Annotated in this window: 24 protein-coding genes; 10 read left to right on the top strand and 14 right to left on the bottom strand. The window is 76.5% G+C overall.

All coding sequences use genetic code 11. The features are described from left to right. Positions 1-24: 24 nt before the first annotated feature. A complete protein-coding gene (locus ACI796_RS13855) occupies positions 25-1056 on the bottom strand; it encodes a hypothetical protein (protein WP_456941810.1) in 1032 nt (343 codons plus the stop codon). Continuing rightward, on the bottom strand, positions 1057-2010 hold the full coding sequence (locus ACI796_RS13850; protein ID WP_456941809.1) for an NAD(P)/FAD-dependent oxidoreductase: 954 nt from the start codon (positions 2008-2010) through the stop codon (positions 1057-1059). Between the two features lie 50 nt (positions 2011-2060). On the opposite strand from ACI796_RS13850, the gene ACI796_RS13845 reads away from it, so the two are divergent. Next, complete coding sequence (locus ACI796_RS13845) at positions 2061-2861, top strand: TrmH family RNA methyltransferase (RefSeq protein ID WP_456941808.1); 801 nt, start codon at positions 2061-2063, stop codon at positions 2859-2861. A gap of 67 nt (positions 2862-2928) precedes the next feature. Here ACI796_RS13845 and ACI796_RS13840 read toward each other — a convergent pair whose 3' ends face one another. Together ACI796_RS13840 and sepH are read right to left on the bottom strand one after the other, a co-directional pair. Beyond that, positions 2929-3402, bottom strand: coding sequence for a general stress protein (locus ACI796_RS13840; RefSeq protein WP_456941807.1), 474 nt, complete (start codon positions 3400-3402; stop codon positions 2929-2931). A 92-nt stretch (positions 3403-3494) separates the two neighbouring features. Then, positions 3495-4358, bottom strand: coding sequence for a septation protein SepH (gene sepH, locus ACI796_RS13835; RefSeq protein ID WP_456941806.1), 864 nt, complete (start codon positions 4356-4358; stop codon positions 3495-3497). A gap of 154 nt (positions 4359-4512) precedes the next feature. On the opposite strand from sepH, the gene ACI796_RS13830 reads away from it, so the two are divergent. Then, a complete protein-coding gene (locus tag ACI796_RS13830; protein ID WP_456941805.1) occupies positions 4513-5754 on the top strand; it encodes an osmoprotectant NAGGN system M42 family peptidase in 1242 nt (413 codons plus the stop codon). An 87-nt stretch (positions 5755-5841) separates the two neighbouring features. On the opposite strand, the gene serC is transcribed toward ACI796_RS13830, so the two are convergent. After that, the gene (serC, locus tag ACI796_RS13825) at positions 5842-6957 is read right to left on the bottom strand and encodes a phosphoserine transaminase (protein ID WP_456941804.1); all 1116 of its coding nucleotides are present in this window, start codon (positions 6955-6957) and stop codon (positions 5842-5844) included. A gap of 38 nt (positions 6958-6995) precedes the next feature. Then, positions 6996-8126 (bottom strand): citrate synthase 2, encoded by a 1131-nt coding sequence (locus ACI796_RS13820; protein ID WP_456941803.1) that lies wholly within the window; start codon positions 8124-8126, stop codon positions 6996-6998. Between the two features lie 162 nt (positions 8127-8288). Between ACI796_RS13820 and pdxH the strand changes: the two genes are divergently transcribed. Further along, positions 8289-8936: a pyridoxamine 5'-phosphate oxidase gene (gene pdxH / locus ACI796_RS13815; RefSeq protein WP_456941802.1), complete on the top strand. Its 648-nt coding sequence runs from the start codon at positions 8289-8291 to the stop codon at positions 8934-8936. After that, complete coding sequence (locus tag ACI796_RS13810) at positions 8933-10267, top strand: MFS transporter (protein WP_456941801.1); 1335 nt, start codon at positions 8933-8935, stop codon at positions 10265-10267. Before pdxH ends, ACI796_RS13810 begins: the two co-directional genes overlap by 4 nt. On the opposite strand, the gene ACI796_RS13805 is transcribed toward ACI796_RS13810, so the two are convergent. Together ACI796_RS13805 and ACI796_RS13800 are read right to left on the bottom strand one after the other, a co-directional pair. Then, positions 10264-10941, bottom strand: a complete 678-nt coding sequence (locus ACI796_RS13805; protein ID WP_456941800.1) for a UdgX family uracil-DNA binding protein — start codon at positions 10939-10941, stop codon at positions 10264-10266. The two genes, ACI796_RS13810 and ACI796_RS13805, sit on opposite strands and share 4 nt — an antisense overlap. A gap of 63 nt (positions 10942-11004) precedes the next feature. Further along, positions 11005-11448, bottom strand: a complete 444-nt coding sequence (locus ACI796_RS13800; protein WP_456941799.1) for an SRPBCC family protein — start codon at positions 11446-11448, stop codon at positions 11005-11007. Positions 11449-11580: 132 nt separating this feature from the next. Here ACI796_RS13800 and ACI796_RS13795 point away from each other — a divergent pair, with 132 nt between their 5' ends. The 3 genes from ACI796_RS13795 to ACI796_RS13785 all read left to right on the top strand — a co-directional run bounded on the left by ACI796_RS13795 (position 11581) and on the right by ACI796_RS13785 (position 14645). Further along, the gene (locus ACI796_RS13795; RefSeq protein ID WP_456941798.1) at positions 11581-12510 is read left to right on the top strand and encodes an ABC transporter ATP-binding protein; all 930 of its coding nucleotides are present in this window, start codon (positions 11581-11583) and stop codon (positions 12508-12510) included. Then, positions 12507-13679 (top strand): ABC transporter permease, encoded by a 1173-nt coding sequence (locus ACI796_RS13790; protein WP_456941797.1) that lies wholly within the window; start codon positions 12507-12509, stop codon positions 13677-13679. Before ACI796_RS13795 ends, ACI796_RS13790 begins: the two co-directional genes overlap by 4 nt. Positions 13680-13784: 105 nt before the next feature. Beyond that, positions 13785-14645, top strand: a complete 861-nt coding sequence (locus ACI796_RS13785; RefSeq protein ID WP_456941796.1) for a tetratricopeptide repeat protein — start codon at positions 13785-13787, stop codon at positions 14643-14645. On the opposite strand, the gene ACI796_RS13780 is transcribed toward ACI796_RS13785, so the two are convergent. Continuing rightward, positions 14642-15550 (bottom strand): SMP-30/gluconolactonase/LRE family protein, encoded by a 909-nt coding sequence (locus tag ACI796_RS13780; RefSeq protein ID WP_456941795.1) that lies wholly within the window; start codon positions 15548-15550, stop codon positions 14642-14644. The genes ACI796_RS13785 and ACI796_RS13780 overlap by 4 nt on opposite strands. 57 nt (positions 15551-15607) lie before the next feature. Here ACI796_RS13780 and ppc point away from each other — a divergent pair, with 57 nt between their 5' ends. After that, on the top strand, positions 15608-18415 hold the full coding sequence (gene ppc / locus ACI796_RS13775) for a phosphoenolpyruvate carboxylase (RefSeq protein ID WP_456941794.1): 2808 nt from the start codon (positions 15608-15610) through the stop codon (positions 18413-18415). A gap of 12 nt (positions 18416-18427) precedes the next feature. On the opposite strand, the gene ACI796_RS13770 is transcribed toward ppc, so the two are convergent. Next, positions 18428-19357 carry a glycosyltransferase gene (locus ACI796_RS13770; protein ID WP_456941793.1) on the bottom strand — a complete coding sequence of 310 codons (930 nt, stop codon included), beginning with the start codon at positions 19355-19357 and terminating at the stop codon, positions 18428-18430. A gap of 79 nt (positions 19358-19436) precedes the next feature. On the opposite strand from ACI796_RS13770, the gene ACI796_RS13765 reads away from it, so the two are divergent. Beyond that, entirely contained in the window at positions 19437-20489 is a 1053-nt protein-coding gene (locus ACI796_RS13765) for an inositol monophosphatase family protein (protein WP_456941843.1), read from the top strand. Here ACI796_RS13765 and ACI796_RS13760 read toward each other — a convergent pair. Continuing rightward, positions 20486-21892: an FAD-dependent oxidoreductase gene (locus tag ACI796_RS13760; protein WP_456941792.1), complete on the bottom strand. Its 1407-nt coding sequence runs from the start codon at positions 21890-21892 to the stop codon at positions 20486-20488. The two genes, ACI796_RS13765 and ACI796_RS13760, sit on opposite strands and share 4 nt — an antisense overlap. Positions 21893-21967: 75 nt before the next feature. Here ACI796_RS13760 and ACI796_RS13755 point away from each other — a divergent pair, with 75 nt between their 5' ends. Continuing rightward, positions 21968-22276, top strand: a complete 309-nt coding sequence (locus ACI796_RS13755; RefSeq protein ID WP_456941791.1) for a putative quinol monooxygenase — start codon at positions 21968-21970, stop codon at positions 22274-22276. An 82-nt stretch (positions 22277-22358) separates the two neighbouring features. Here the strand turns inward: ACI796_RS13755 and ACI796_RS13750 are convergent, their stop codons facing one another. The 3 genes from ACI796_RS13750 to ACI796_RS13740 are packed head-to-tail and all read right to left on the bottom strand — an operon-like array spanning position 22359 to position 24903. Continuing rightward, on the bottom strand, positions 22359-23168 hold the full coding sequence (locus tag ACI796_RS13750) for an Fpg/Nei family DNA glycosylase (RefSeq protein WP_456941790.1): 810 nt from the start codon (positions 23166-23168) through the stop codon (positions 22359-22361). Beyond that, a complete protein-coding gene (locus ACI796_RS13745; RefSeq protein WP_456941789.1) occupies positions 23161-24534 on the bottom strand; it encodes a cryptochrome/photolyase family protein in 1374 nt (457 codons plus the stop codon). Before ACI796_RS13745 ends, ACI796_RS13750 begins: the two co-directional genes overlap by 8 nt. Positions 24535-24582: 48 nt before the next feature. Further along, positions 24583-24903, bottom strand: a complete 321-nt coding sequence (locus tag ACI796_RS13740; RefSeq protein WP_456941788.1) for a GNAT family N-acetyltransferase — start codon at positions 24901-24903, stop codon at positions 24583-24585. Between the last annotated feature and the right edge of the window lie 46 nt (positions 24904-24949).

Genomic DNA, 24949 nt, shown 5'->3' with positions numbered 1-24949 from the left:
AACGGCCCCGTGCGCGGGGAGGGGTCAGCGGCGGCGGGCGGCGGCGTCGACCAGCGCGATGAGCAGCAGCGGGACGGCGCACCACAGCCCGAGGACCCACGCGGCGCGGGCCACGCCGTCGCCGTCGAGGTAGGCCAGGCCGCGCAGCGCCCGCACCGCCACGCCGGGCGGCAGGACGGAGGCGAGCGGTTCGAGCCAGCCGGGCAGGTACTCGGGGGGGAAGCTGCCGGTGCTGGTCGCGGCGCCGACCGTCAGCAGCACCGCGGTGGCGACGAAGGTGCCCGCGCCGCCGAGCAGGCGCAGGGCCAGCGCGGCCGCGCAGCCGCACGCCAGGGCCAGCAGGCCCACGAGCCCGGCCACCGGCCAGGAGCCGGCGGGCAGGGCGGCGAAGACCGGGCCGGCCAGCAGGGCGCCGGTCAGGCCCGCCGCGGCGGCGAAGAGGACGGCGCTGAGCAGCCGCAGCCCCAGCCGCTGCTGCGGGGCGACCTGGTAGCTGGTGATGCCGAACAGGAAGCCCCCGAGCACCACGCCGAACGCGAGGTGGTCGATCGCCCGCCCCCGCTGGTCGCCGGCCGCCAGCGGCGTGAGGTCGGTGACCGTGGGCGGGGTGCCGGTCCGCGCGGCGACCGCCGGGACGAGGACCTCGGTCAGGTCCTGCGTGACCGCCCGGCCGTGCGCCCCGGCCACCAGCAGGGCCGGGCCCGGCGGCCCCAGCACCAGGGCCGCGTACGCGTCGCCGGAGGTCACCGCCCGCTCGGCGGCCCCCGGGTCGGGCAGGGCGACGAACCGGACCGCACCCGGCCGCGCCTCGTCCACCGCCTGCCGGACCGCGTCGACCTCGGCCGCCGGGCCGGTGACGCCGACGGGCAGGTCGTGCGGCGCCGCGGTGGGGAAGGCGGCCAGGTAGACCACGACCAGCAGGGTGCCGATGGCGACGGCCACCGCCGCCGGCAGGACGATGCCGCGCAGGCCGGCCCGCGCCGGGGACCCGTCCGAGCGCTGCTCCTCGGCCGCCTGGTCGGCCGGGCCCGGGGGAGGGGCGAGGCCCGCGGGCACTCAGTGCCCGCCCAGCGCGGCGCCGAGCAGGTGCCCGCTGCTCCAGGCGCTCTCCACCTTCGACGGCGCCCGCCACCCGTCGCCGCAGACGCCGACGCCCTCGGCCAGCCCGAACGGCTCCTCGCGCGGCGCCGCCGGCTTGGCGAACGTCCAGCGGTGCACGTGCGTCCACGCCGGCGGCGCGTCGATGCCCAGCGCCCGGCACACGGCGGCGGTGACCTCCGGCGCCGCCCGGCCGGGGTCGTCGAGGTGCGCGGCGGCGGTGCCCGGCGTCGTGTGCGCCACCAGCACCGGGGCGCCGTCGCCGCGCCGGTCGCCGTCGTCGGCGATCCACTCGACCACCGGGTCGTCGTGCACGAAGGCGCCGTGCAGGTCGGCCGGCCAGGAGCGCTGGTCCCAGCCCAGCGCCACCGCCAGGGTCGGCTGCCAGGGCCGCGCGTCCTCGTCGCCGAGCAGGCGGGCGGCCAGGTCCGGCGGCAGCAGCCGGCGGGCCTGCGGGTCGGGCAGCGCGAGGACGGCGGCGGGCACGTCCGCGCCGTCGACCCGGGCGCCGGGTTCCACCCGCTCCACCGCGGACTCCTGGACGACGTCGAGGCCCGCGGCGAGGTCGGCGACCAGCGAGCGCAGCCCGCCGGGCGCGGCGTACCGGACCGGGCCGCTGCTGCTGTCCCGGATCCCGTCCGGCCCGGCGACGGCGAAGGTGTCGGTCCACGGCCGGGCCAGCCCGCGGGCCACCCAGTCCTCGACGACGGCGGTGAAGGGCGCGCCGGCCGACGCGGTCAGGTAGGAGGCGCCGAGGTCGGTGACCCGGCCGGCCAGCGTCCGGGACGCCATGCGGCCCCCGGGGCGGCGGCCGCGGTCGCGGACCCGCACCGGCACGCCCGCGTCCGCGAGCGCGCGGGCACAGGCGACGCCGGCGATCCCGGCTCCGACGACGACGGTCTCGTGGGGCACCACTGGATCCTGCGGGCAGCCGGCGCGGACCGCTCGGGGAGGATCGGGGCGTGAGCGTGCCGATCACCGACGTCGCCGACGAGCGGGTGGCCGACTTCCGCGACCTGCACGCCGGCGACCGCCCCGCCGGGCGGGCGCGGGGGACCGGCCCGGTGATCGTCGAGGGCGTCCCGGCGGTGCAGCGGCTGCTGGCCTCGCCGTACCGGGTGCGGGCGGTGCTCGGCGTACCCGGGCGGCTGGCCGAGCTGGACCTGCCCGAGGGCGTGCCGGCCTACGAGATGGACAAGTGGGCGCTGTCGGAGCTGATCGGCTTCCGGCTGACCCGCGGCGTCCTGGCCTCGGCGGACCGTCGCCCCCCGGCCGACGTCGGCGCGCTGCTGGCCGGGCCGGACCCGGCGGCGCCGCGGCGGCTGGCGGTGCTCGAGGCGCTCAACGACGCCGAGAACCTCGGCTCGATCGCCCGCTCGGCGGTGGCCCTCGGCGTCGACGGGCTGCTGCTGGACCCGCGCTGCGCCGACCCGCTCTACCGGCGCGCGGTGCGGGTCTCGATGGGACACGTGCTGGTGCTGCCGTTCGCCGTCCTGCCCGACTGGCCGGCGGGGCTCGAGCGGCTGCACGCGGCCGGCTACCTCACCGTCGCGCTGACCCCCGCCGCCGACGCGGTGGACCTGGACGAGGTGGACCCGCGGGCGCACCCGCGCACCGCGGTGCTGCTCGGCGCGGAGGGACCCGGGCTCACCCCGGAGGCGCAGGCCGCCGCCCGGGTGCGCGCCCGGATCCCCATGCGGGCCGGCGTCGACTCCCTCGGCGTCGCCGCCGCGGCCGCCGTCGCGTTCGCGACCCTGAGATGAGTCGCCCTCCGGCCCCCTCGCAGGGGCCCGCGGCGAGCGTGCGAGCCGTGGGAGCGAGGGGGTCCTCCTACTGACGCAGGGACCAGCGGGCCAGGATGGCGCGGGCCTCCTCGGCGCGGGAGGGGTCGCACATGACGTCGTACCGGCTCGCGGTGACCTGCGAGACGCTGGTGAAGTCGCGCTGGCCGCGGGTGGCCGCGTAGCCCACGGCGCCGAACAGCGCGCCGAACGCGAGGCCGATGAGCAGCCCGGTCAGCACCGCGCTGAGCCAGCTGGTGCCGTCGGGGGCGAAGATGCCCAGCAGCAGGCCCACGAACAGGCCCCACCAGGCACCGCCGGCGGCACCCGCGCCGATCGCCCGGCCCCAGGTGAGCCGTCCGGTGACCCGCTCGACCAGCCGCAGGTCGGACCCGATGATCGTCACGTTCTCGACCGGGAACTTCTCGTCGGAGAGGTGGTCCACCGCGGCCTGCGCCGCCTGGTAGGTGTCGTACGACCCGACCTGGACACCGCCCAGGGGCATCGACACGGACATCGACATGTTGCGCTCCACTCCCGCACTCGTTCGGTTGTGGACGACGTACCCGCGGCCCCCCGGACGGACACGTCGGTCCGGAGCGGTGAGCGTACTGCTCAGCGGTTGCGGCGGACCCCGAAGACGATGTCCTCCCAGGCGGGCACCCGGGCGCGCGGGTCCTCGTCCTCGCCGTCGGACTCGCCGGTGCGCAGGACGACGGTGTCGTGCTCGGAGACGTCCTCGTCCTCGGTGGGGTCGGTGCGCCGCTCACCGCCGCCGGGGCGCGGCTCGTCGGCCGGCGGCACCGGCCGCTCGGGCGCGGGCCGCTCCGGGACGGCGGCGTTGCGGTGCACGGGCAGCGCCGGGCGCTCGGCGGGCACCCCGGGGACGACGCGGACCAGCCGGGTGCCCTCCGCGAAGTCGCGGGTGGGGGCGTCGAGGGGGCTGACCGCGCGGCCGGCGAGGTCGTAGGCCCACTGCGTGGTGCCCTCCTTGGTCCCGGCGCGCCAGGCGGCGGTGACCACCCAGGTGCCGTCCTCGGAGCGGGCGGCGTCCCAGCGGACGGCGTCGAGGTCGGCGCCGAGCAGCCGCAGCCGCTCGGCCATGAACTGCTGGAGCGGCTCGCCGGAGGTGCCCTCCGACAGCCGGACCCGCGCCTGGCGGGCCTGCTCGGCCATGCGGGCGCGCTCCTGCAGCACCGTGTGCGCGAAGCGCATGATCCGCTCGACCCGGGTGCCCGAGGCGGCCGCGACCTGCTCGGGGGTCTCGCCGGCGCGGATGCGGGCCTGGATCACCCGCGGCGACAGGCCGCCGTCGGACTCCATCTGACCCAGCCGGCGGGTGTCCCCGCGGGCCGCGGCGCGCACCCGGTCGTCGATCGGCAGCTCGAAGCGCTCGCCCTCCTCGCCGTCCCCGCCGTCGAGGGCGAGGACCAGGCTGCGGCCGTCGTCGGACAGGCCCACGAGACGCAGCGAGCGCACGGGACCTCCTCGGGCGGACGGCGGGACGACGGGATCCCCTGGGTGACAGGGGACCACGCGCGAGGCTATCCGCGGCAGCCGGGTCCGTGCCGGACGTGCCCCGGCGTGGCGGGCCCCCGGGGCGCCCGGCCGGCCCGCCTTAGACTCGACCTCCATGCTGACCGGTCCCCGGGACGACGCCGGCCTCGTCCGCGACGACGGCGAGCTCAACCCCCGTTTCCTGCCGAGTCCGGTCGACGCGGGGCAGAAGCGCCTGCCCATCGACATGGACTACGTCCAGCGCGTGCTGCTGGAGATGCTCGACATCCCGAGCCCCTCCGGGCGCACCGACCACGTCATGCAGCTGATCGGCGGTGAGCTGCGCAGCCTGGGCATGGACTTCGAGGTCACCCGCCGCGGCGCGCTGCTGGCCGAGCTGCCCAGCGCCTCGCCCGGCGCCGACCGGACCGTCGTGGTGCACGCCGACACGATCGGCTGCATGGTCAGCGGGCTCAAGGACAACGGCCGGCTGGCGATCGTGCCGGTGGGCACGCACAGCGCCCGCTTCGCCGAGGGCGCCCGGGTGATCATCTTCTCCGACGACGTCTCGGGCGACTACCGGCACACCGGGACGATCCTGCCCAACAAGGCCAGCGGGCACCGCTTCGGCGACGAGGTCGACGAGCAGGGCGTGGGCTGGGACCACGTCGAGGTCCGCGTCGACGAGGTGGTGCACAGCCGCGCCGACCTCGAGCGCCTGGGCATCCAGGTCGGCGACTTCGTGGCCATCGACCCGCAGCCGGTGATCACCTCGAGCGGCTTCGTCAACAGCCGCCACCTCGACGACAAGGCCGGCATCGCCGCCGCGCTGGGCGCGTTCAAGGCGATCATCGACTCCGGCACCCAGGTGCCGGTGACCGCGCACCTGCTGGTCACCATCGCCGAGGAGGTGGGCCTGGGGGCCAGCCACGGCCTCGACGCCGACGTCGCCGAGCTCGTCTCCATCGACACCTCGGTGGTCGCGCCCGGTCAGGCGTCGTCCGAGCAGTGCGTGAACATCGCGATGCAGGACTCGACCGGGCCGTTCGACTACCACCTGACCCGGCACCTGATCGACCTGTGCCGGGTGCACGAGGTGCCGCACCGCCGCGACGTCTACAAGTACTACCGCTCCGACGCCGCCTCGGCGCTGGAGGCCGGCGCCAACACCCGCGCCGCGCTCATCGGGTTCGGCATCGACGGCAGCCACGGCAACGAGCGCACCCACCTCGAGGGCATCCGCAGCACTGCCGAGCTGGTCGCGCTGTACCTGCAGACGGACCTGACCTTCCGCAGCTGGGACCGTCGCCCGTCCGGCGACCTGCGGGACTTCCCGAGCACCGCCGTCCAGCCGGCCGACGGCGAGCAGGCCCGGTGAGGAGCCTCCGGACGTGCTGGAACGGCCCCCTCGCAGGGTCCCGCCGCGAGCCGCGCGAGTGGCGGGACCCTGCGAGGGGGTCCTTTCTCAGAGGCGCTCGACGACGAAGTCGATGCAGGCGGTCAGCGCGCTGACGTCGTCGGGGTCGACGGCGGGGAACATGCCGACCCGCAGCTGGTTGCGGCCGAGCTTGCGGTAGGGCTCGACGTCGACCACGCCGTTGGCCCGCAGCACCCTCGCCACCTCGGCGGCGTCGACGGACGGGTCGAAGTCGACCGTGCCGACGACGAGGCTGCGCTGCTCCGGGTCGGCGACGAACGGCGTCGTGTACGGGGTCTTCTCCGCCCACCCGTAGAGCCGGCTCGAGGACTCCCGGCTGCGGGCGACCGCGCCGGAGAGCCCGCCGAGGCCGAGCATCCAGCGGACCTGGTCGGCGAGCAGGAACAGCGTCGCGACCGCGGGGGTGTTGTAGGTCTGGTCCTTGGTGGAGTTGTCGACGGCGATCGACAGGTCCAGGAACCCGGGGATCCACCGCCCCGACGCCTTGACCTCCGCCACCCGCTCCAGCGCCGCCGGGCTCATCAGCGCGATCCAGAGCCCGCCGTCGGAGGCGAAGGACTTCTGCGGCGCGAAGTAGTAGGCGTCAGCCTCGGCGACGTCGACCGGGAGGCCGCCGGCGCCGCTGGTGGCGTCGATCAGCACGAGTGCGTCGTCGTCGGCGCCGTGCGGGCGCACCACCGGCGCCATGACCCCGGTCGAGGTCTCGTTGTGCGCCCACGCGTAGGCGTCGACGCCGGGCTGCGCCGTCGGCAGCGCCAGCGTGCCCGGCTCGCCCCGCACGACGACCGGCTCCTCGAGGAACGGCGCCTCGGCGACCGCGGAGGCGAACTTCGCGGAGAACTCGCCGTAGGTGCCGTGGGCGCTGCGCCGCCGCACCAGCCCCAGCGCGGCGGCGTCCCAGAACGCCGTCGACCCACCGTTGCCGAGCACGACCTCGTACCCCTCGGGCAGGTCGAACAGCTGGGCCAGCCCCTCGCGGACCTGCCGGACCAGGCCCTTGACCGGGGCCTGGCGGTGCGAGGTGCCCATGAACGCCGCGCCGTCGGACGCCAGCGCCCGCAGCGCCTCCGGGCGGACCTTCGACGGGCCGCAGCCGAACCGCCCGTCGGCGGGCAGCAGGTCGGCGGGGATGGTGGTGCTCATGCCGGTGGGTGCTCCTCGACGGGCGGTGCGGCCGCGGGTCAGGCGGGGGCGGCCTCGTTGACGGCCTTGACCGTGATGGTGTCGAAGCCGTCGACCTCCTCGGGCTTGCGCGCGGCCGGCCCGACGTAGCGGGCCGACGGGCGCACGAGGCGGCCGGTCTGCTTCTGCTCCAGGATGTGCGCGCACCAGCCGGCGGTGCGGGCACAGGTGAACATCGACGTGAACATGTGGCTGGGGACCTCGGCGAAGTCGAGGACGATCGCCGCCCAGAACTCGACGTTGGTCTCGATCGGCCGGTCGGGACGCCGCTCGCGCAGCTCCTTGAGCGCGGCGTTCTCCAGCGCCAGCGCGGCCTCGAAGCGCGGCGCGCCGAGCTCCTTGGCGGCCTTGCGCAGCGTGCGGGCGCGGGGGTCCTCGGCCCGGTAGACCCGGTGCCCGAAGCCCATCAGGCGCTCCTTGCGGTCCAGCAGGTCCTTGACGTACTTCTCCGCGTCGCCGGCCTGCTCCACGCCGTCGAGCATGTGCAGCACGCGCGAGGGGGCGCCGCCGTGCAGCGGGCCGGACATCGCGCCGATCGCGCCGGACATGGCGGCGGCGACGTCGGCGCCGGTGGAGGCGATGACGCGGGCGGTGAAGGTGGAGGCGTTCATGCCGTGCTCGGCGGCCGACGTCCAGTAGGCGTCGACGGCGGCGACGTGGCGGGGGTCGGGCTCGCCGCGCCAGCGGACCATGAACCGCTCGACGATGGTCGCGGCCTCGTCGACGCGGCTCTGCGGCACGGCCGGGACGCCGATGCCGCGCGCGGACTGGGCGACGTAGGACAGCGCCATGACCGCGGCGCGGGCCAGCTGGTCGCGGGCCTCGTCGTCGCTGATGTCCAGCAGCGGGCGGTAGCCCCAGAACGGGGCGAGCATCGCCAGCGCGGCCTGGACGTCGACGCGCACGTCGCCGCTGTGCACCGGGATCGGGAACGGCTCGGCCGGGGGCAGGCCGGGGCCGAACTTGCCGTCGACCAGCAGCGCCCAGACGTTGCCGAAGGTGATCTTGCCGACCAGGTCCTCGATGTCGACCCCGCGGTAGCGGAGGGAACCGCCGTCCTTGTCGGGCTCCGCGATCGTGGTCTCGAAGGCGATGACGCCCTCCAGGCCGGGTACGAAGTCGTCGGCCATCTCGCATGCTCCTCTGCGCGCGCGGACCTCGTGCCCGCACGTTCAGCGGCGCACGACTGCACCGCGACACTAGGCCCAGCGGCCGCCTCCGTTCCATCCGGGGCTGCCGCCCAGCGGGAGCCGTTCCGCACCCGGCCCCCGGCGCGGTGTCAGCATGGCGGGGTGGCCGACCTCTCCCGCATGCGCAGGGACTACGACCGCCCGGGGCTGCGCGAGGAGGACCTCGCGCCCACCTGGGTCGAGCAGTTCGACGCCTGGTTCCGCGACGTCGTCGCCGCCGACGTCCCCGACCCGAACGCGGTGGTCGTGGCCACGGCCGACGCCGACGGCGCCCCCGACGCGCGGATCGTGCTGCTCAAGGGCTACGACGAGGCCGGCTTCGTCTTCGGCACCAGCTACGCCTCGGCCAAGGGCGCGCAGCTGGCCGCCAACCCGCGCGCGGCGCTGGTCTTCCCGTGGCACGCGCTGCAGCGCCAGGTCCGGGTGACCGGCCGGGTCGAGCGGATCGGCGGCGCCGCCTCCGACGACCTGTGGGACCCCCGCCCGCGCGAGGCGCAGCTGGCCGCGGTCGCCTCGGTGCAGTCGACCGTCGTCGACTCCCGGGAGGAGCTCGAGGCGCGGGTGCGGCTGCTCGACGAGGAGACGACGACGGAGAAGGTGCCCCGGCCGCCGGTCTGGGGCGGCTACCGGGTGGTGCCGCGGACCGTCGAGTTCTGGCAGGGCGGCCCCGGGCGGCTGCACGACCGGCTGCGGTTCGTCCGCGACGACGAGGAGGGCGGCGGCTGGGTGCTCCAGCGCCTCGCCCCGTGAGGAAGGACCCCACCGGGCAGCTGCCCGTCGACCCGGTCGAGCCCGGGGAGGTCGCCGAGCCGGTGCCCGTGCCGGAGCCCGCCCCGCGCCGCCGCGGCTGGGCGCTGGACACCAGCCCGCTGCGCAACCCCGGCTACCGGCGGCTGTTCTGGGGGCTGACCGCGACGACGGTCGGCCAGCAGATGACGCTGGTCGCCGTCCCCGTGCAGGTGTACGCGATCACCCGCGACTCGCTGCTGGTCGGCATCACGTCGATGGTCTCGCTGGTGCCGCTGGTGGTCTTCGGCCTGCTCGGCGGGGCGATCGCCGACGCGATGGACCGGCGCAAGCTGATGCTGGTCACCGGGGTCGGCTCGGCGGTGACCAGCGCGCTGCTGGCCCTGCAGGCACTGCTGCCCGGCGGCGGGAACCTCTGGCTGCTGTGGCTGCTCGTGGCCGCGGTCTCCGGCTTCACCGCGGTCAACCAGCCCGCCCGCAGCGCGGTGATCCCGGCGCTGGTCGGGCCGGAGGGCGTGGCGGCGGCCAACGCGCTGGCGATGACCGTGCGGCAGGTCGGCGTCATCGTCGGCCCGCTGGTGGCCGGGCTGCTCATCGGCCTGGGCGACCTGTTCGTCGCCTACGCCGTCGACGCGGCCACGCTGCTGGTCGCCGTGCTCCTGGTGCGCGGGCTGCCGCCGCTGCCGCCGGGCGGGAACACCGGGCCGCTGCGGCTGGGGGCCGCCGTCCGCGGGGTGGGGGAGGGCTTCGCCTTCCTGCGCACCCAGCCGGTGCTGCTCATGACCTTCGTCGTCGACGTCATCGCGATGCTGTTCGCCTGGCCGCAGGCGGTGTTCCCCGAGCTCGCCGCCGACCGGTACGCCGGCTCGGCCAACGCCTACGGGTGGCTGTTCGCCGGCATCTCCATCGGCGCGCTGCTCATGGGCCTGACGTCGGGCTGGGTGTCGCGGGTCGACCGGCAGGGCGCGGTGGTGCTCGCCGCGATCGCCGTGTGGGGTGTAGCGATCATCGGGTTCGGGCTCGCGCAGTCGCTGTGGCTGGCGGTGTTCTTCCTCGCCGTCGCCGGCGCCGGGGACATGGTCAGCGCGGTGCTGCGCTCGTCGATGCTGCAGACCGCCGCGCCCGACGAGATGCGCGGGCGGATGCAGGGCGTGTTCATCGTCGTCGTGGCCGGCGGGCCGCGGCTGGGCGACCTGCGGGCCGGCGCGGTGGCCAGTGCCGCGGGCGTCGGCGTCGCGATGGTCTCCGGCGGCGTGGTCGTCGTCGTCGCGATGGCGGTGGTCGCGCTGCTGGTGCCCTCGTTCCGGCTGTTCCGGGCGTCCCGGGTCGCTTAGGCCAGGGCGCCGGCGACGACCCGCAGGTCCGCCACCAGGGCGTCGAAGGCCGCGGCGCGGGCGTCGTCCGGCGTCCGCAGGATCGCCGAGGGGTGCGCGGTCGCGAGCATCCAGGTCTGCGCCGGCTCGTCCTCCTCCGGCTCGTCGTCGCCGGCCTCGGCGCGGGCGACGCCCGGCGGCGTCCACGGCATGAGCTTCCCGCGCTCCTTGGTGATCCGGAACGACGGCGAGATGAGCGCCTTGGCCGCCGTCGCGCCCAGGCAGACGACGACCTCGGGCTTGAGCACCTCGAACTCCGCCTCCAGCCACGGCCGACAGGCCCGGAGGTGCTCGGCGCCCGGCGACTGGTGGATCCGCCGCTTGGGCGTCGGCGTGAAGCGGAAGTGCTTGACCGCGTTGGTGACGTAGGCGTCCCTGCGCTCGATGCCGGCGTCGGCCAGCGCCCGGTCCAGCAGCCGGCCGGCCGGGCCGACGAACGGCTCGCCCCTGCGGTCCTCCTGGTCGCCGGGCTGCTCGCCGACGAACACGATCCGCGCGGTCTCGGGGCCCTCCCCGAACACGGTCTGGGTCGCCGGCTCCCACAGCTCGCAGGCCCGGCAGCCGGCCGCGGCCTGGCGCAGCCCGTCCAGCCCGACGCCCGACGGCGGGCTGGCGGGGACGTTCTCCTGGCTCATGGGCCTGATGACACCGCAGCGGACGCCGGAGCGCGAGGGGAGCCGGCGGCCGTCCGGATCCGCTCAGCTCGCGAGGGCCTCCGCCAGCCGGTCGAGGCTGTCCGACCAGCCGGCCCGGTGCAGGTCCTCCCGTTCCCGCGTGGCGAACGGCTCCTGGGTCAGGGACAGCACGGTCCCGGTGCCGCGGTCCCCGAGGACGAGCGTCACCACCGTCTCCCGGTCGTCGGGTGCGGGCTCCTCGTACCGGAAGGTGTAGGAGAGCCGGCGGCCCGGGTCGACGGACAGGAACCGCCCGGACAGGTGGAACGGGGGAGCTCCCGGCGGCTGCACGGTGAACCGGTAGCGGCCGCCCACCCGCAGGTCGACCTCGGCGCCGACCAGCGTGAACCCCCGGGGTCCCCACCAGCGCACGAGCTCGCCCGGCTCGGTCAGCGCGCGGAACACCCGCCCGGGCGGCGCCCCGAGCACGCGGCTGAGGGTCAGGCGCAGTCCGTCGTCCCGGTCCACGGGTCGACGGTGGCACCCCGGGGGTCCCTCCCGGTGGTCCGGGCGCGCGGCGGGACACGGTCCCGGTCGGGCGGGCGTCGTCGCCTCGACCGATAGCGTCGGCGCGCACGGGGATCATGGGACGGAGGCACGGTGCTCGAGTTCGACGGGCTCCACAAGAGCTACGGGGACAACCGCGTGCTGGAGGGCGTCGGCTTCACCGTCGCCCCCGGCTCGATGTTCGGCTTCTGCGGGTCCAACGGGGCCGGGAAGACGACGACCATGCGCATCGCCATGGGCCTGGCCCGGGCCGACGCGGGCGAGGTGCGCTGGCGCGGCCGGCCGCTGGACGAGGAGACCCGCCGGCGCATCGGCTACATGCCGGAGGAGCGCGGGCTCTACCCCAAGATGCGGGTCGGCGAGCAGCTGGCCTACTTCGCCCGGCTGCACGGCATGGGCGCCGCCGCCGCGGCCCGCGCCGCGGAGGAGTGGTCCGGGCGGCTGGGCCTGGCCGCGCGCCGCGGCGACCCCGTCGAGAAGCTCTCGCTGGGCAACCAGCAGCGGGTGCAGCTGGCCGCCGCGCTCGTCAGCCGACCCGAGGTGCTCATCCTCGACGAGCCGTTCAGCGGCCTGGACCCGGTCGGCGTCGACGCGCTGGCCGAGGCGCTGCTCGAGCAGTGCCGGGCCGGGGTGCCGGTGGTGTTCTCCAGCCACCAGCTCGACCTGGTGGAGCGCCTGTGCGACTCCGTCGGCATCCTCGCCCGCGGCCGCATGGTCGCCACGGGCACCGTCGAGGAGCTGCGCCGCCGCGAGGCCGGGCGGCTGCTGCGGGTCGTCGCCCCCGACGCCGCGCCCGGCTGGGCCGCCGCCGTGCCCGGCGTCCGGGTCGTCTCCGAGCGGGCCGGTGACACGCTGCTGGAGCTGGCCGCGGGCGCCGACGACCAGGAGGTCCTCGCCGCCGCGGTGCGCACCGGCCGGGTCACGCACTTCGCCTGGCGGGAGGCCACGCTGGTCGAGCTGTTCCGCGAGGCCGTCGCCGACCCGGCGCAGCAGGCCGCCGACCGCGAGGAGGTGGCCGCGTGAGCTCCCCGCTCTCCAGCGCGCAGTTGGTCCGCCTGGTCGCCGCCCGCGAGGTCTCCACGCGCATCCGCGACAAGACGTTCATCGCCAGCTCGGTGCTGATGATCGTGCTCATCCTCGGCGTGCTGGTCTTCCAGATCGTCGTCAACTCCGGCGAGGACACCAGCCGGGTGGGCGTCGCCGCCGAGCCCGGGCGGGTGGGCCAGGCCCTCGAGGCCCAGGGCGAGGCGCTCGGCGTCGACGTCGAGGTGGTCCGGTTCGACACCGACGACGCCGCCCGCGCCGCCGTCGAGTCCGAGGACGTCGACGGCGCCCTGGTCGGCGCGGCCGCCGCCCCCGAGCTGGTGGTCCGCGAGCCGGACACCACGCTGGAGGCGGTCGTGTCCGGCGCGGTCGGGGCGGTCGCGCTCACCGACGCGCTGGCGCAGGCCGGCGTCGACCCCGCCGACCTGCCACAGCTGTCGGTGACCGCGCTCGACGGCGACGGCGACGGGCAGGGCGTCGTGGTCGCGATCGTCGGCGTCGTCGTGCTCTACAGCCTGCTCATCCTCTTCGCCCAGTTCGTCGCGCAGGGCGTCGTCGAGGAGAAGTCCAGCCGGGTGGTGGAGCTGCTGCTGGCCACGATGCGGCCGTGGCAGCTGCTGGCCGGGAAGATCCTCGGCCTCGGCGTGCTGGGCCTCGGGCAGATCGCCGTCATCGCCGCGATCGGGGTCGGCGGCGCGCTGGCCTTCGACGTCGTCGACCTGCCCGGCGAGCTGGTCGGCACGGTGCTGTGGCTGCTGTTCTGGTTCGTCCTCGGCTACGCGCTCTACGCGTCGCTGTTCGCCGTCGCCGCCTCGCTGGTCAGCCGGCAGGAGGACCTCGGCAGCGTGCTGACGCCGGCGTCGCTGGTGCTGGTCGCCGGGTTCGTCGTCGCGGTCCAGGCGGCGAGCGACCCGGACGGGACGCTGGCCGCGGTGACCTCGTACGTGCCGGGGCTGTCGCCGATGGTCATGCCGGTGCGCCAGGCGGCCGGCGACGTCGCGCCGTGGGAGGTGGGCGTGGCCGTCGCCCTCATGCTGGTGGCGATCGCGCTGGTGGTCCGGCTGGGCGGCCGGGTGTACTCCGGAGCCCTGCTCCGGACCAGCGGCAAGACCAAGCTGCGGGAGGCCCTGCGGGCCGGGCAGGCCTGAGCGCCGGGCGGCGGGACACCCGCCCGGACGAGCACCGGACACGTTGGGGTGACCTCACCCCTGCGGAGGGCGTGCGCCCAGGTCAGCCCGGCCATCATCGGCGCCATGACCGAGGACCTGGACGCGCGCCTCTGGCGGCTGCAGGCCTCCGAGGACGCCGACGAGCTGATCGACCTGGGCTGCGACCTCGCCGACGCCGGCCGGCAGACCGACGCCGAGTGGTGCTTCCGCCGCGCGGCGGAGCTCGGCGACGTCACCGGCTACTACGACCTGGGCAACAGCCTCGCCGCGCAGGAGCGCTGGAGCGAGGCCGCCGAGGCCTACGAGGTCGCCCTGGCCGGGGGCGAGGACGACGCCTGGCGCAACCTCGGGCTGGTGCTCGAGCAGCTCGGCGACCTCGCGGGGGCCATGGCCGCCTACCGCGGTGCCGCCGAGGCGGGTGACACCGCGGGCGGCCTGCAGCTGGCCTTCCTGCTGCGCGAGCAGGGGGAGCGGGACCAGGCCCTGGACGTCGCCGAGGAGCTGGCCGCGGCCGGCGACGCCGAGGCCGACGCCGTCGCCGCCTGCTGGCAGTGGTGCGCGACCCTCGACCCGGCCCTGGAGGACCGGCTGCGCACCGGCGCCGCCCACTTCGCCGCCGCCCGCGCCGACCTCGCCGCGCTGCTGCTGCAGACCGGCCGCCCCGAGGAGGCCCGGTCGGTGCTCGAGCGCGGCGCCAAGCTCGGCGAGCAGGTGGCCTGGCTGCCGCTGGGCAACCTCTACCGCGAGCTGCTCGCCGACGACGAGGCCGCCGAGGAGGCATACCGCGCCGGGATCCAGGCCGGCGACGCGTACTGCCACCACAACCTCGGCGTGCTGCTGGCCGACCGCGGCGACCTCCCCGGCGCCGCGGAGGAGTTCGAGCGGGGCGCCGCGGCCGGCGACCGGCTCGCCGCCGCCGCGCTGGCCCTGCTCCAGGGGAGCTAGACCAGCCGGCGCAGGCCGCTGAGCGGGCCGCGGTAGGGGTCGGCCGGCGCGCCGGTGACGCCGGGCCGGACGGTGAACAGCCGCCCCGCCGCGTCCTCGTCGCCGTCGCCGTGCGCGGTGCTGATCACCAGCAGGCCGCGGTCCGGTCCGGCGAAGGCGCAGCTGGAGGTGTTGGCCACCGGCACCTCGACGACGGCGAGCAGCTCGCCCTCCGGTGACCAGCGGCGCACCTGCCCGCCGCCCCACATCGCCGTCCACAGGCACCCCTCGTCGTCGACGGTGAGGCCGTCGGCCACGCCGTCGGGACCGCCGGTCTCCAGCAGCACCCGCCCGCGGCTCCACGCGCCGGAGGACGGGTCGTGGTCGAAGGCGTGCACCAGCCCGGGGCCGGAGTCGGCGAGGTAGACGGTGCGGTCGTCCGGCGACCAGCCCAGCCCGTTGGAGACGGTCAGCCCCTCGCGGACGGTCGTGACGGTGCCGTCGGTGTCCAGCCGGTAGAGGGTGCCGGCGCCGGGGCGCTGGTCGAAGGCCATCGTCCCGGCGTAGAACCGGCCGGCGCGGTCGCACTTCGCGTCGTTCATGCGGGTGCCGCCGTCGTCCGGGCCGCCGCCCTCGCCGGCCAGTTCCAGCAGCACCCGCGCGGTGCCGTCCTCGGCGAGGTGGGTGAAGCCCGCGCCGGCGGCGGCCAGCCACCCGCCGCCCGCGGCCGGGACGACGGCGCCGACGGTGTCGCCGGCGTGCAGCGAGCCGGTGTCCGTGAGGGTGTCGCCGTCGAGGGCGGCCCGCCGGACCCTCCCGGCGCTGATGTCGACCCACAGCAGCTCGGAGCGGGCGTCGTCCCAGGTGGGGCCCTCGCCGTGGTCGGCGCGGGCGGGGTCGGCGGGGGTGGCGCGCAGCGTCTGCACGCAGGGGAGCTTCCCCCGGGACACCCGCGCGTCACATGGGGGGCCGATACTGCCCGCATGTCGGAAGCCACCGTCGACGTCGCCGACCTGCGCCTGCCCGGGCGAACCCCGGAGGGGGACGGCCGGGCCGACGACGCCCCGCTGCGCGAGGACATCCGGCTGCTCGGCCGGGTCCTCGGCGAGGTGATCAGGGAGCAGAGCGGCGACGACGTCCTGGACCTGGTCGAGTCCACGCGCGTGCAGGCCTTCGCCGTCCGCCGCTCGGAGACCGACCGCGCGGAGGTCGCCGCCCGCATGGGGGACCTCGACGTCCGCGCGGCCAACCACGTCATCCGCGCGTTCAGCCACTTCTCGCTGCTGGCCAACCTCGCCGAGGACCTGCACCACGAGCGCCGCCGCCGGCACCACCGCCGGGCCGGGTCGCCGCCGCAGCCGGGCAGCCTCGCGGCCACCTTCGCGCTGCTGGACCGGGCGGACCTGGACCCCGACGTCGTCGCTCGGGAGCTGACCGGCGCGCTGGTGGTCCCGGTGGTCACCGCGCACCCCACCGAGGTGCGCCGCAAGACGGTCTCCCAGGTGCAGCAGCAGGTCACCGAGCTGATCCGGGAGCGCGACCGGATGGCGCCGGGCGAGGTCGACGAGGCCGCCTGGTCGGCGCAGCTGGAGCGGGCGGTGCTCACCCTCTGGCAGACGGCGCTGCTGCGGCTGTCCCGGCTGCGGCTGGCCGACGAGATCGACGAGGCGCTGCGCTACTACGACCTGTCGCTGTTCCGGGTGGTCCCCGAGATCAACGCCGACCTGCGCCGCGCGCTGCGGGAGCGCTGGCCGCACGCCGCCCTGCCGACCCAGCCGGTGCTGCAGCCGGGCTCGTGGATCGGCGGCGACCGCGACGGCAACCCGTTCGTCACCGCCGACGCCGTCCGCCGGGCCAGCACCCGCCAGGCCGAGACGGCGCTGGCCCACCACCTCGGCGAGCTGGTGCAGCTGTACCGCGAGCTGTCGATGTCCGACCGGCTGGTCACGCCGACGCCGGAGCTGGCGCACCTGGCCGAGGCATCCCGCGACGACTCGCCGTTCCGCGCCGACGAGCCCTACCGGCGGGCGCTCAACGGCGTGCACGCCCGGCTGGCCGCCACCGCCAAGCGGGTCGTCGGGCGGGTGCCCGGCGTGCCGCCGATCGCGGAGCTCGACCCCTACGACACCCCTGACGAGCTGCTCACCGACCTCGCCGTCGTCGACGCCTCGCTGCGCAGCCACGGCGCAGGAGCGCTGGCCGACGACCGGCTCGCCCGGCTGCGCGACGCCGTCGAGGTGTTCGGCTTCCACCTCGCCGGGCTGGACATGCGGCAGAACTCCTCGGTCCACGAGGAGGTGCTCGCCGAGCTGCTGGCCTGGGCCGGCGTCTGCCCCGACTACGCCTCCCTCGACGAGGCCGCCCGGGTGGAGCTGCTGGCCGGGGAGCTGCGGATGCGCCGGCCGCTGGTGCGCCCGGGCGCCGAGCTGTCGGAGCTGGCCCGCGGGGAGCTGGACCTGCTGGAGGCCGCCGCCGGGCAGGTCGCGCTGCTCGGGCCGCGGGCGATCCCGAACTACGTGATCAGCATGTGCGAGTCGGTGAGCGACGTGCTGGAGGTCGCCGTCCTGCTCAAGGAGGTCGGCCTGCTCGACCCCGACGGCGAGGACGGCCCCACCTGCCCGGTCGGCATCTCGCCGCTGTTCGAGACGATCGCCGACCTGCAGGGCGCCGGGGAGACGATGACCGCCGTCCTCGCCCAGCCGGTGTACCGGGCGCTGGTGGCCAACCGCGGCGACGCGCAGGAGGTCATGCTCGGCTACTCCGACAGCAACAAGGACGGCGGCTACCTCGCCGCCAACTGGGCGCTGTACCGGGCCGAGCTCGCGCTGGTCGAGGTGGCGCGGGGCGAGGGCATCCGGCTGCGGCTGTTCCACGGCCGCGGCGGCACGGTCGGCCGCGGTGGCGGCCCGAGCTACGAGGCGATCCGCGCCCAGCCGCCCGGCGCGGTGGCCGGTGCGCTGCGGCTCACCGAGCAGGGCGAGGTCATCGCGGCCAAGTACGGCGAGCCCGACCTCGCCCGCCGCAACCTCGAGGCGCTGGTGGCGGCGACGCTGGAGGCCACGCTGCTCGACGTCGAGGGCCTCGGCGACGGTGCCGAGGACGCCTACGCGCTGCTCGACGACCTCGCCGCCCGCGCGCAGGCGGCCTACCGGGCCCTGGTCCACGAGACCCCGGGGTTCGTGGAGTGGTTCCGCGCCGCGACGCCCATCCGCGAGCTGGCCGAGCTGAACATCGGCAGCCGCCCGCCCTCGCGCAAGGCCGGCGACCGGATCGCCGACCTGCGGGCCATCCCGTGGGTGTTCAGCTGGTCGCAGGCGCGGATCATGCTGCCCGGCTGGTACGGCACCGGGTCGGCGCTGGAGTCCTGGATCGGGGACGACCCGGCGCGGCTGGCGCGGCTGCAGGAGCTGCACCGGCGGTGGCCGTTCTTCCGGACGGTCCTGTCGAACATGGGGATGGTCCTGGCCAAGACCGACCTCGACCTCGCCGCCCGCTACGCGGGACTGGTGCCCGACGAGGAGCTGCGGGCGCGGGTGTTCGACCAGATCACCGCCGAGCACGAGCGCACCTGCCGGGTGCTGCTCGCGGTCACCGGCGACGACCACCTGCTGGCCGACAACCCGTCACTGGCCCGGTCGATCCGCAACCGGTTCCCCTACCTGGAGCCGCTGCACCACCTGCAGGTGGAGATGCTGCGCCGGCGCCGGACCGGGGACGACGACGAGCTGGTGCGGCGCAACATCCAGCTGACGATCAACGGGATCGCGACGGCGCTCCGGAACTCGGGTTGAGCCGGGACGGGCTCAGCGACCCGGGCTGACGTCGAGGCGGTTGGCCTCCAGCCAGGCCGCCAGCCGGTCGCCGTCCCACGGGCGGCGCCGGCGGGCGGCCGCCATCGCCAGCCCGCGCGGCAGCTCGGCGAGCGCCAGCACGATCCCGGCGGCGCCGGGGGCGTCGCCGTCGCGGAGGTGGTCGAGGACCGCGCGACCCCGCCGGGCGAGGAAGACCGCCGTCTCCCGGACCGGCCGCTCGGCGTGCTGGGGGAGGAGCACCTGCACCGTGCGGGCGTAGTGCCACTCGCGCAGGAACACCCCGCGGGCGGTGCGCCCGCCCTTGCCGTGCCGGAAGACGGTGTCGGGCACCCGCAGCAGCAGGTGCCCGGCCGCGCGCAGCCGCCGGGAGGCGTCCCGGTCCTCGTTGTAGAAGAAGTACAGGGGGTCGAAGCCGCCGGCGGCGAGGAACTCCGCGCGGCGCACGAGCAGCGCGGTGCCGCTGAGCTCGGAGGCGGGGAACGGCGGGCCGGGCGGGTCGTCGTCCTCCCCGGGGCCGTGCACCGCGGGCGCGGCCCAGACCGCCCGCGGCTCGGCGTCGAGGACCGCGGCCAGCCGGCGCAGCATGCCGGGGTCGGGCTCGCCGTCGGAGTTGACCAGCGCGACGTAGCGGCCCGTGCAGGCGCCGAGCGCGAGGTCCATGGCGCGCGCCCAGCCGAGGTTGCGCGGCGAGGACAGCACCCGGGCGTCGGCGTCGGGGTGGCAGTCGCGCAGGAGGGCGCGGGCGGCCGCGGAGGTCGCCGGCGCGGCGGCGTTCTCCACCAGCAGCGCCCGGCCCCGCCACCCCCGGCCGGTGGCCGCCGCGACCGCGGCGTGGTGCCGGGCGAGCATCTCCGGCGCCTCCCGGTGGACGAGGAACACGACGTCGACGTCGTCGAGGGAGGGGCGCGCGGGAGCCGTCACCGTGGCGCCCTACCCCGGGCGCGCCGGTGGCCTACCGTGCCGGGAGGGGACGGACGGCGGGGGGACCGTGGCGGGCACGATGCGGGTGGCGTCGACGGGCGAGGACCTGCGCGCCGCGGCCCGGCTGCTGGGCGTCGGCCCGGCGGCGCTGGCGCCCGAGCTGCTCGACCCCGGCGCGCGGCTGCTGGTCGGCGACGACGCCGCCGCGCACCTGCGGCGCCGCTGGACCGACGAGGGCACGACCGAGGCCGTCGTCCTCCACCGCTCCACGCACGTCACGGGCCGCGCGGCGCTGCTCGCCGTCGCCGCGGCCTGGGGCTGCTCGCAGGTCCGCGACGCGGGCACCGGCCGGGTGGTCGAGGTGGCGCCTCCGCCGGACGACGCACCGCTGACCGCGCGGTTCGCGCACCTCGCCGCGCTGGCCGCCACCAGGGTCGAGGTGGCCGTGGCGCTGGCCCGCGACACCGGCCGCGACCGCCGCAAGGACGACGGCAGCTGGTCGATGGCCGCCGACGAGGCCGCCCACGCCGCCGCGGCCGGGACGCTGGCCCCGCTCGGCGTGCCCGTGCTGTCGGAGGAGCGGCCCGACCCGGCCGTGCCCGACGGCGACCCGTGGATCGTGCTCGACCCGCTCGACGGCACCGGCAACTTCCGCGCCGGCCTGCCGCCGTGGGCGTTCTCGGCGGCGCTGGTGCACCGCGGCCGGGCGGTCGCCGGGCTCGTCGTCGACCTGTCCTCGGGGCGCCGCTGGGCCGGGACCGCGGACACCGGCGCGCAGCGGGACGGCGTGCCGGCGCGGGTGCGGGAGGGCAGCACCGTCGTCGCCCCGTCGGGCCGGACCGTGCGGGTGCCCGCGACGGCGCACCGCGTGCGGGTGACCGGCTGCACCGCCGTCGACCTGTGCCTGGTCGCCGACGGCTCGGCCGGCGCCTGGCACGACCTGGACCGCAGCGGCACGCACGTGCACGACGTCGCCGGCGGGCTGGCCGTGCTGGCCGCCGCCGGCGGGGTGGCGCTGACCGCGGACGGCGACCCGCTGTCCCTGCGGCCGGACACCGAGACGCTGATCCGGTTCGTCGCGGCGGCCTCCGCCCAGGGCGCGCGGGACCTGATCGAGGCGGTGCGGGACTAGCGCGCCGCGGCCGCCCGCACCGCGGCCAGCAGGGACTCGCGCTCGTGCAGCGTGGTCCGGGCGCGGCCGCGGGTGGCGCCGAGGGCGACCTCGGCGGCGTCGATGGCCCGCCAGTCCTCCAGCAGCACCGGCTCGGCGCCGCGGGCGCGCAGCGTGCACACCAGGTCGTCGCGGTCGCCGTGCGGGCCGATCACCCCGGCCTCGGCGTCGGCCAGCAGCGACGCCACGGTCTCGCGGGCGTCGTGCTTGTTGGTGCCGACGACGCCGGTGGGCCCGCGCTTGATCCACCCGGCCACGTACTCGCCGGGGGAGCGGGCGCCCTCGCGCAGCACCCGGCCCTCCTCGTTGGGCACGGTGCCGGTGCGCGGGTCGACCGGCAGGCCGGGCAGGCCCTGCCCGCGGTAGCCGACCGAGCGGACGACGAGGTCGGTGGGCAGCACCTCGGTCTCGCCGGTGCCCACGGCCCGCCCGTCGCCGTCGACGGCGGTGCGCTCCACCTCGATCCCGGTGACCCGGTCGGTGCCGAGGACGCGCACCGGCCGGCGGTAGAAGCGCAGCCACAGCCGGCCGCGGCCGGGCTCGGGCCGGTGGCCGGCCCACTCGCGCAGGACGGCGAGGTTCCGGCTGGCGTTGCGGTCACCGGACAGGCGTTCCTCGGCGGCCGGGTCGAGGTCGAGGTCGGCGGGGTCGACGAGCACGGTGGCCCGCTCGAGCCCGTCGAGCTCGCGCAGCTCCATCGTGGTGAAGGACGCCTGCGCGGGGCCGCGGCGGCCGAGCACGGTGACCTCCTCGACCGGCGTCCCGGCGAGGGTGTCGAGCACGTGCTGGGGCATGTCGGTGGGCTCGAGCTCCTGCGGGGCGCGGGAGAGCACCCGGGCGACGTCGAGGGCCACGTTGCCGACGCCGACGACCACCGCCCGCCGCACGCCCTGCAGCGCGGCCTCGACCCGCGCGCGGTCGGCGTCGGGGTGGCCGCAGTACCAGGCGACCAGGTCGGTGGCGGCCAGGCTGCCGGTGAGGTCCTCGCCCTCGATCGCCAGCGCCCGGTCCAGCGCCGCCCCGTAGGTGTAGACGACGGCGTCGACGTGCGCGCGCAGGTCCTCGAGCGGGACGTCGGTGCCCACCTCGACGTTGCCGACGAACCGCACGCCGGGGTGGTCCAGCGCGCGGTGCAGGGTGTCACGGATCGCCCGCATCTTCGGGTGGTCGGGCGCGATGCCGTGCCGGACCAGGCCGAACGGGGTGGGCAGCCGGTCGAGCAGGTCGACGGTGACCGGGACCGGCGCCCGGCGGGTCAGCGCCTCGGCGGCGTAGATGCCGGCCGGGCCGGCGCCGACGATGGCGACCCGCAGCGGCCGCTCGCCGCCCGGGGCGGGGGATCCGTCGTCGGCCACGACTGGCATCCTGGCCCGGCCGGGGCGTCGTGCGCCAGATCACCGCCCCGGCGAGCCGACCGCCCACCTCAGAGGGGACCGCCCGTGTCCGTCGTCGTCGTCGCCACCATCAGCCCGAAGCCCGAGCACGTGGACGAGGTCCGTCAGGCCGTGCTCGAGACGGTGCCGCAGGTGCACGAGGAGCCCGGCTGCGAGCGGTACGCGCTGCACGAGGGGCGGGGGGTGTTCGTCATGGTCGAGCAGTGGGAGAGCCCCGAGGCGCTGGCCACGCACGGCAAGGCCGAGCCGCTGACCGCGCTGTCGGCGAGGCTCGAGGGCAAGCTCACCGAGCGCCCCGCCGTCCAGGTGCTCACCGCCCACCCCGCCGGCGACGCCGCCAAGGGCGCCCTCTGAGCTCACCCCTCCCGTCGAGATCACGTGATCTCGTACGTCCCGGTCGGCCCTGGCGTACGAGATCACGTGATCTCGGCAGCCGTCAGACCGCCTGGCAGACGGGGCACCAGTAGAGGTTGCGGCCGACCATCTCCTCGGTGCGCACCTCGGTGCCGCAGACCCGGCAGGGCAGACCGGTGCGCCGGTAGACGTAGTGCGCGTCCTCGCGGCGCACCGCGCCCGAGCGGCGGGAGCGGTCGGCCGGCTGCGTGGTCACGATCCGGCCCATCCGGACGCCGGCGCGCATGAGCACCACCAGGTCGTCCCACAGCGCCTGCCACTCCTGCGCGCCGACGTCGCGGCCGGGGCGGAACGGCGAGATGCGGTGCCGGAAGAGGATCTCGGCGCGGTAGACGTTGCCGACCCCGGCGAGCACCGACTGGTCCATCAGCAGCGCGCCGACCGCCGTCCGGCTGCGGCCGACCTTCGCGTACGACAGCGGGCCGCCCCGGCGCGTGCGCAGCGGGTCGGGGCCGAGCCGGTCGAGGATCGCGTCGACCTCGGGCTGGGTGAGGACGTCGCACGCCGTCGCCCCGCGCAGGTCGGTCCACACGCCCTCGCCCTTGGGCCCGTCGGCCACCCAGCGCATCCGCAGCGCGCCGCGCGGGGTCGGCGGGTCGCCGACGCCGGTCGTGTAGGTGCCGTAGAGGCCCAGGTGGACGTGCAGCACGTGGCCGCCGAAGTCGGCGAACAGGTGCTTGCCGTAGCTGGTGACCTCCTCGAGGACCCGCCCGTCGAGCAGCCCGGCGCCGGCGGCGAAGCGGCCCTGCGGGCTGGTGACGTGCACCGGCCGCCCGGCGAACAGCTCGGACTGCTCCCTCGCCAGCCGGTACAGGGTGTGGCCCTCAGGCACCGCGCACCGCCTGGTACCGGGCCAGCGCCACCCGGCGCTCCTCGGCGTGGTCGACGACCGGCAGGGGATAGCCCTCGGGCGGGCCGCCGGGCAGGGTCCACGGCTCGTGCACGTACCGGTCGGGGACGTCGCGCAGCTCGGGCACCCAGCGCCGCACGTAGACGCCGTCGGGGTCGAACTGCTGCCCCTGCCGGGTCGGGTTGAACACCCGGTAGTAGGGCGAGGGGTCGGTGCCGGTGCCGGCCACCCACTGCCAGCCGTGGTGGTTGCTGGCGAGGTCGCCGTCGACGAGGTGGTCGAGGAAGTACCGGGCGCCCCGGCGCCAGTCGACGTGCAGGTCCTTGACCAGGAACGACGCCACGATCATGCGCACCCGGTTGTGCACGTAGGCCTCGCCGTGCAGTTGCCGCATGCCGGCGTCGACGATCGGGTAGCCGGTGCGCCCCTCGGCCCAGGCCGCGAAGTGCTCGTCGGCGACCGGGCCGGTGTCGTACTGCATGCGCGTCATCTGCGGGGTGAACGGCTCCCGCGCGGTCTCGGGGCGGTGCCACAGGACGTCGGCGTAGAAGTCGCGCCAGATGAGCTCGCCGGTGAACTTCTCCACCGCCTCGGCGTGGTCTCCGGCCAGCCGCTGCGCCTCGGCGACCAGGGTCCGGGGGTGCACGGTGCCGTACTTGAGGTGCGCCGACAGCCGGCTGGTGGAGTCGGTGCCGGGGGTGTTGCGGCCGGTCGCGTAGCCGAGCAGCCGCTGGTCGCGGAACAGCGCCCACGCGTCCAGCCCGGCGCGCTCGCCGGCCGGGGGCAGCACGGTGCCGTCGAGGTCCTGCGCCGGCGGCAGGTCCTCGGAGCGGACCCCGTCGGCCCACGCGACGTCGTCGGGGAAGGGGGCGGGGGAGTGCAGGCCGCGCGCCCGCCAGGCCCGCGCGAACGGCGAGTAGACCCGGAACGGCGTGCCGTCGTCCTTGGTCAGCCGGCCGGGGGTGACGCCGTAGGGCGAACCGGTGCGGACGAACGGGACCCCGCCCAGCGCCCGCTCGACCGCCGCGTCCCGCGCCCGCCCGTAGACGCCGGCGTCGGAGGACACGTGCACGCTCGCCGCCCCCGTCTCGCGGACCAGGTCGGGGACGACGCGCGCGGGGTCCCCGGACCGGACCACCAGCGCCCCGCCCGTCTGCTCGCGCAGGTCGGCCAGGCAGCCGCGCAGGAACTCCCGCCGGGGCCGGCCCGCGGGCTCCCACAGCCGCGGGTCGACGACGAAGACGGGCACCACCGTGCCGTCCCGGCCGGCCGCCTCGACCGCGGCGACCAGCGCCGGGTGGTCGCGCAGCCGCAGGTCGCGGCGGAACCAGAGCAGGGCTGTCGGCACCCGCGCCAGGTTAGGTCGCCCGGCGCGGGGCCGCAGGTCAGCGCCGGGTCAGCGGTCGGCGGTGGCCAGCCCGAAGTGGGGCTTGTCGTCGTCGGCGACGAGGTCGAGCGTCTCGGGATGCTGCTGGATGTAGTGGCGCACGAAGGAGCAGTAGGGCAGGACGTGCAGTCCGCGCTCGCGGGCGGCGTCGAGGACGCCACCCACCAGGACCTTGCCGAGTCCGCGACCCCCCATGCTGGGGTCCACCTCGGTGTGCGGCAGGGCCATCGTGCCGTTCTCGACGTGGTAGCTGGCCAGTCCGACGACGCGCTCGCCGACCCGCACCTCGAACCGTCCCCGCTCGGGGACGTCGACCACCGTGGTCTCCATCGTTGCGTTCCCACCTCCGCTACGCCCCGGCGCCGTTGCCGGGGGC

It is taken from the genome of Geodermatophilus sp. SYSU D00525 (assembly GCF_054050475.1).
This window is presented reverse-complemented; position numbering and strand designations above follow the sequence as displayed.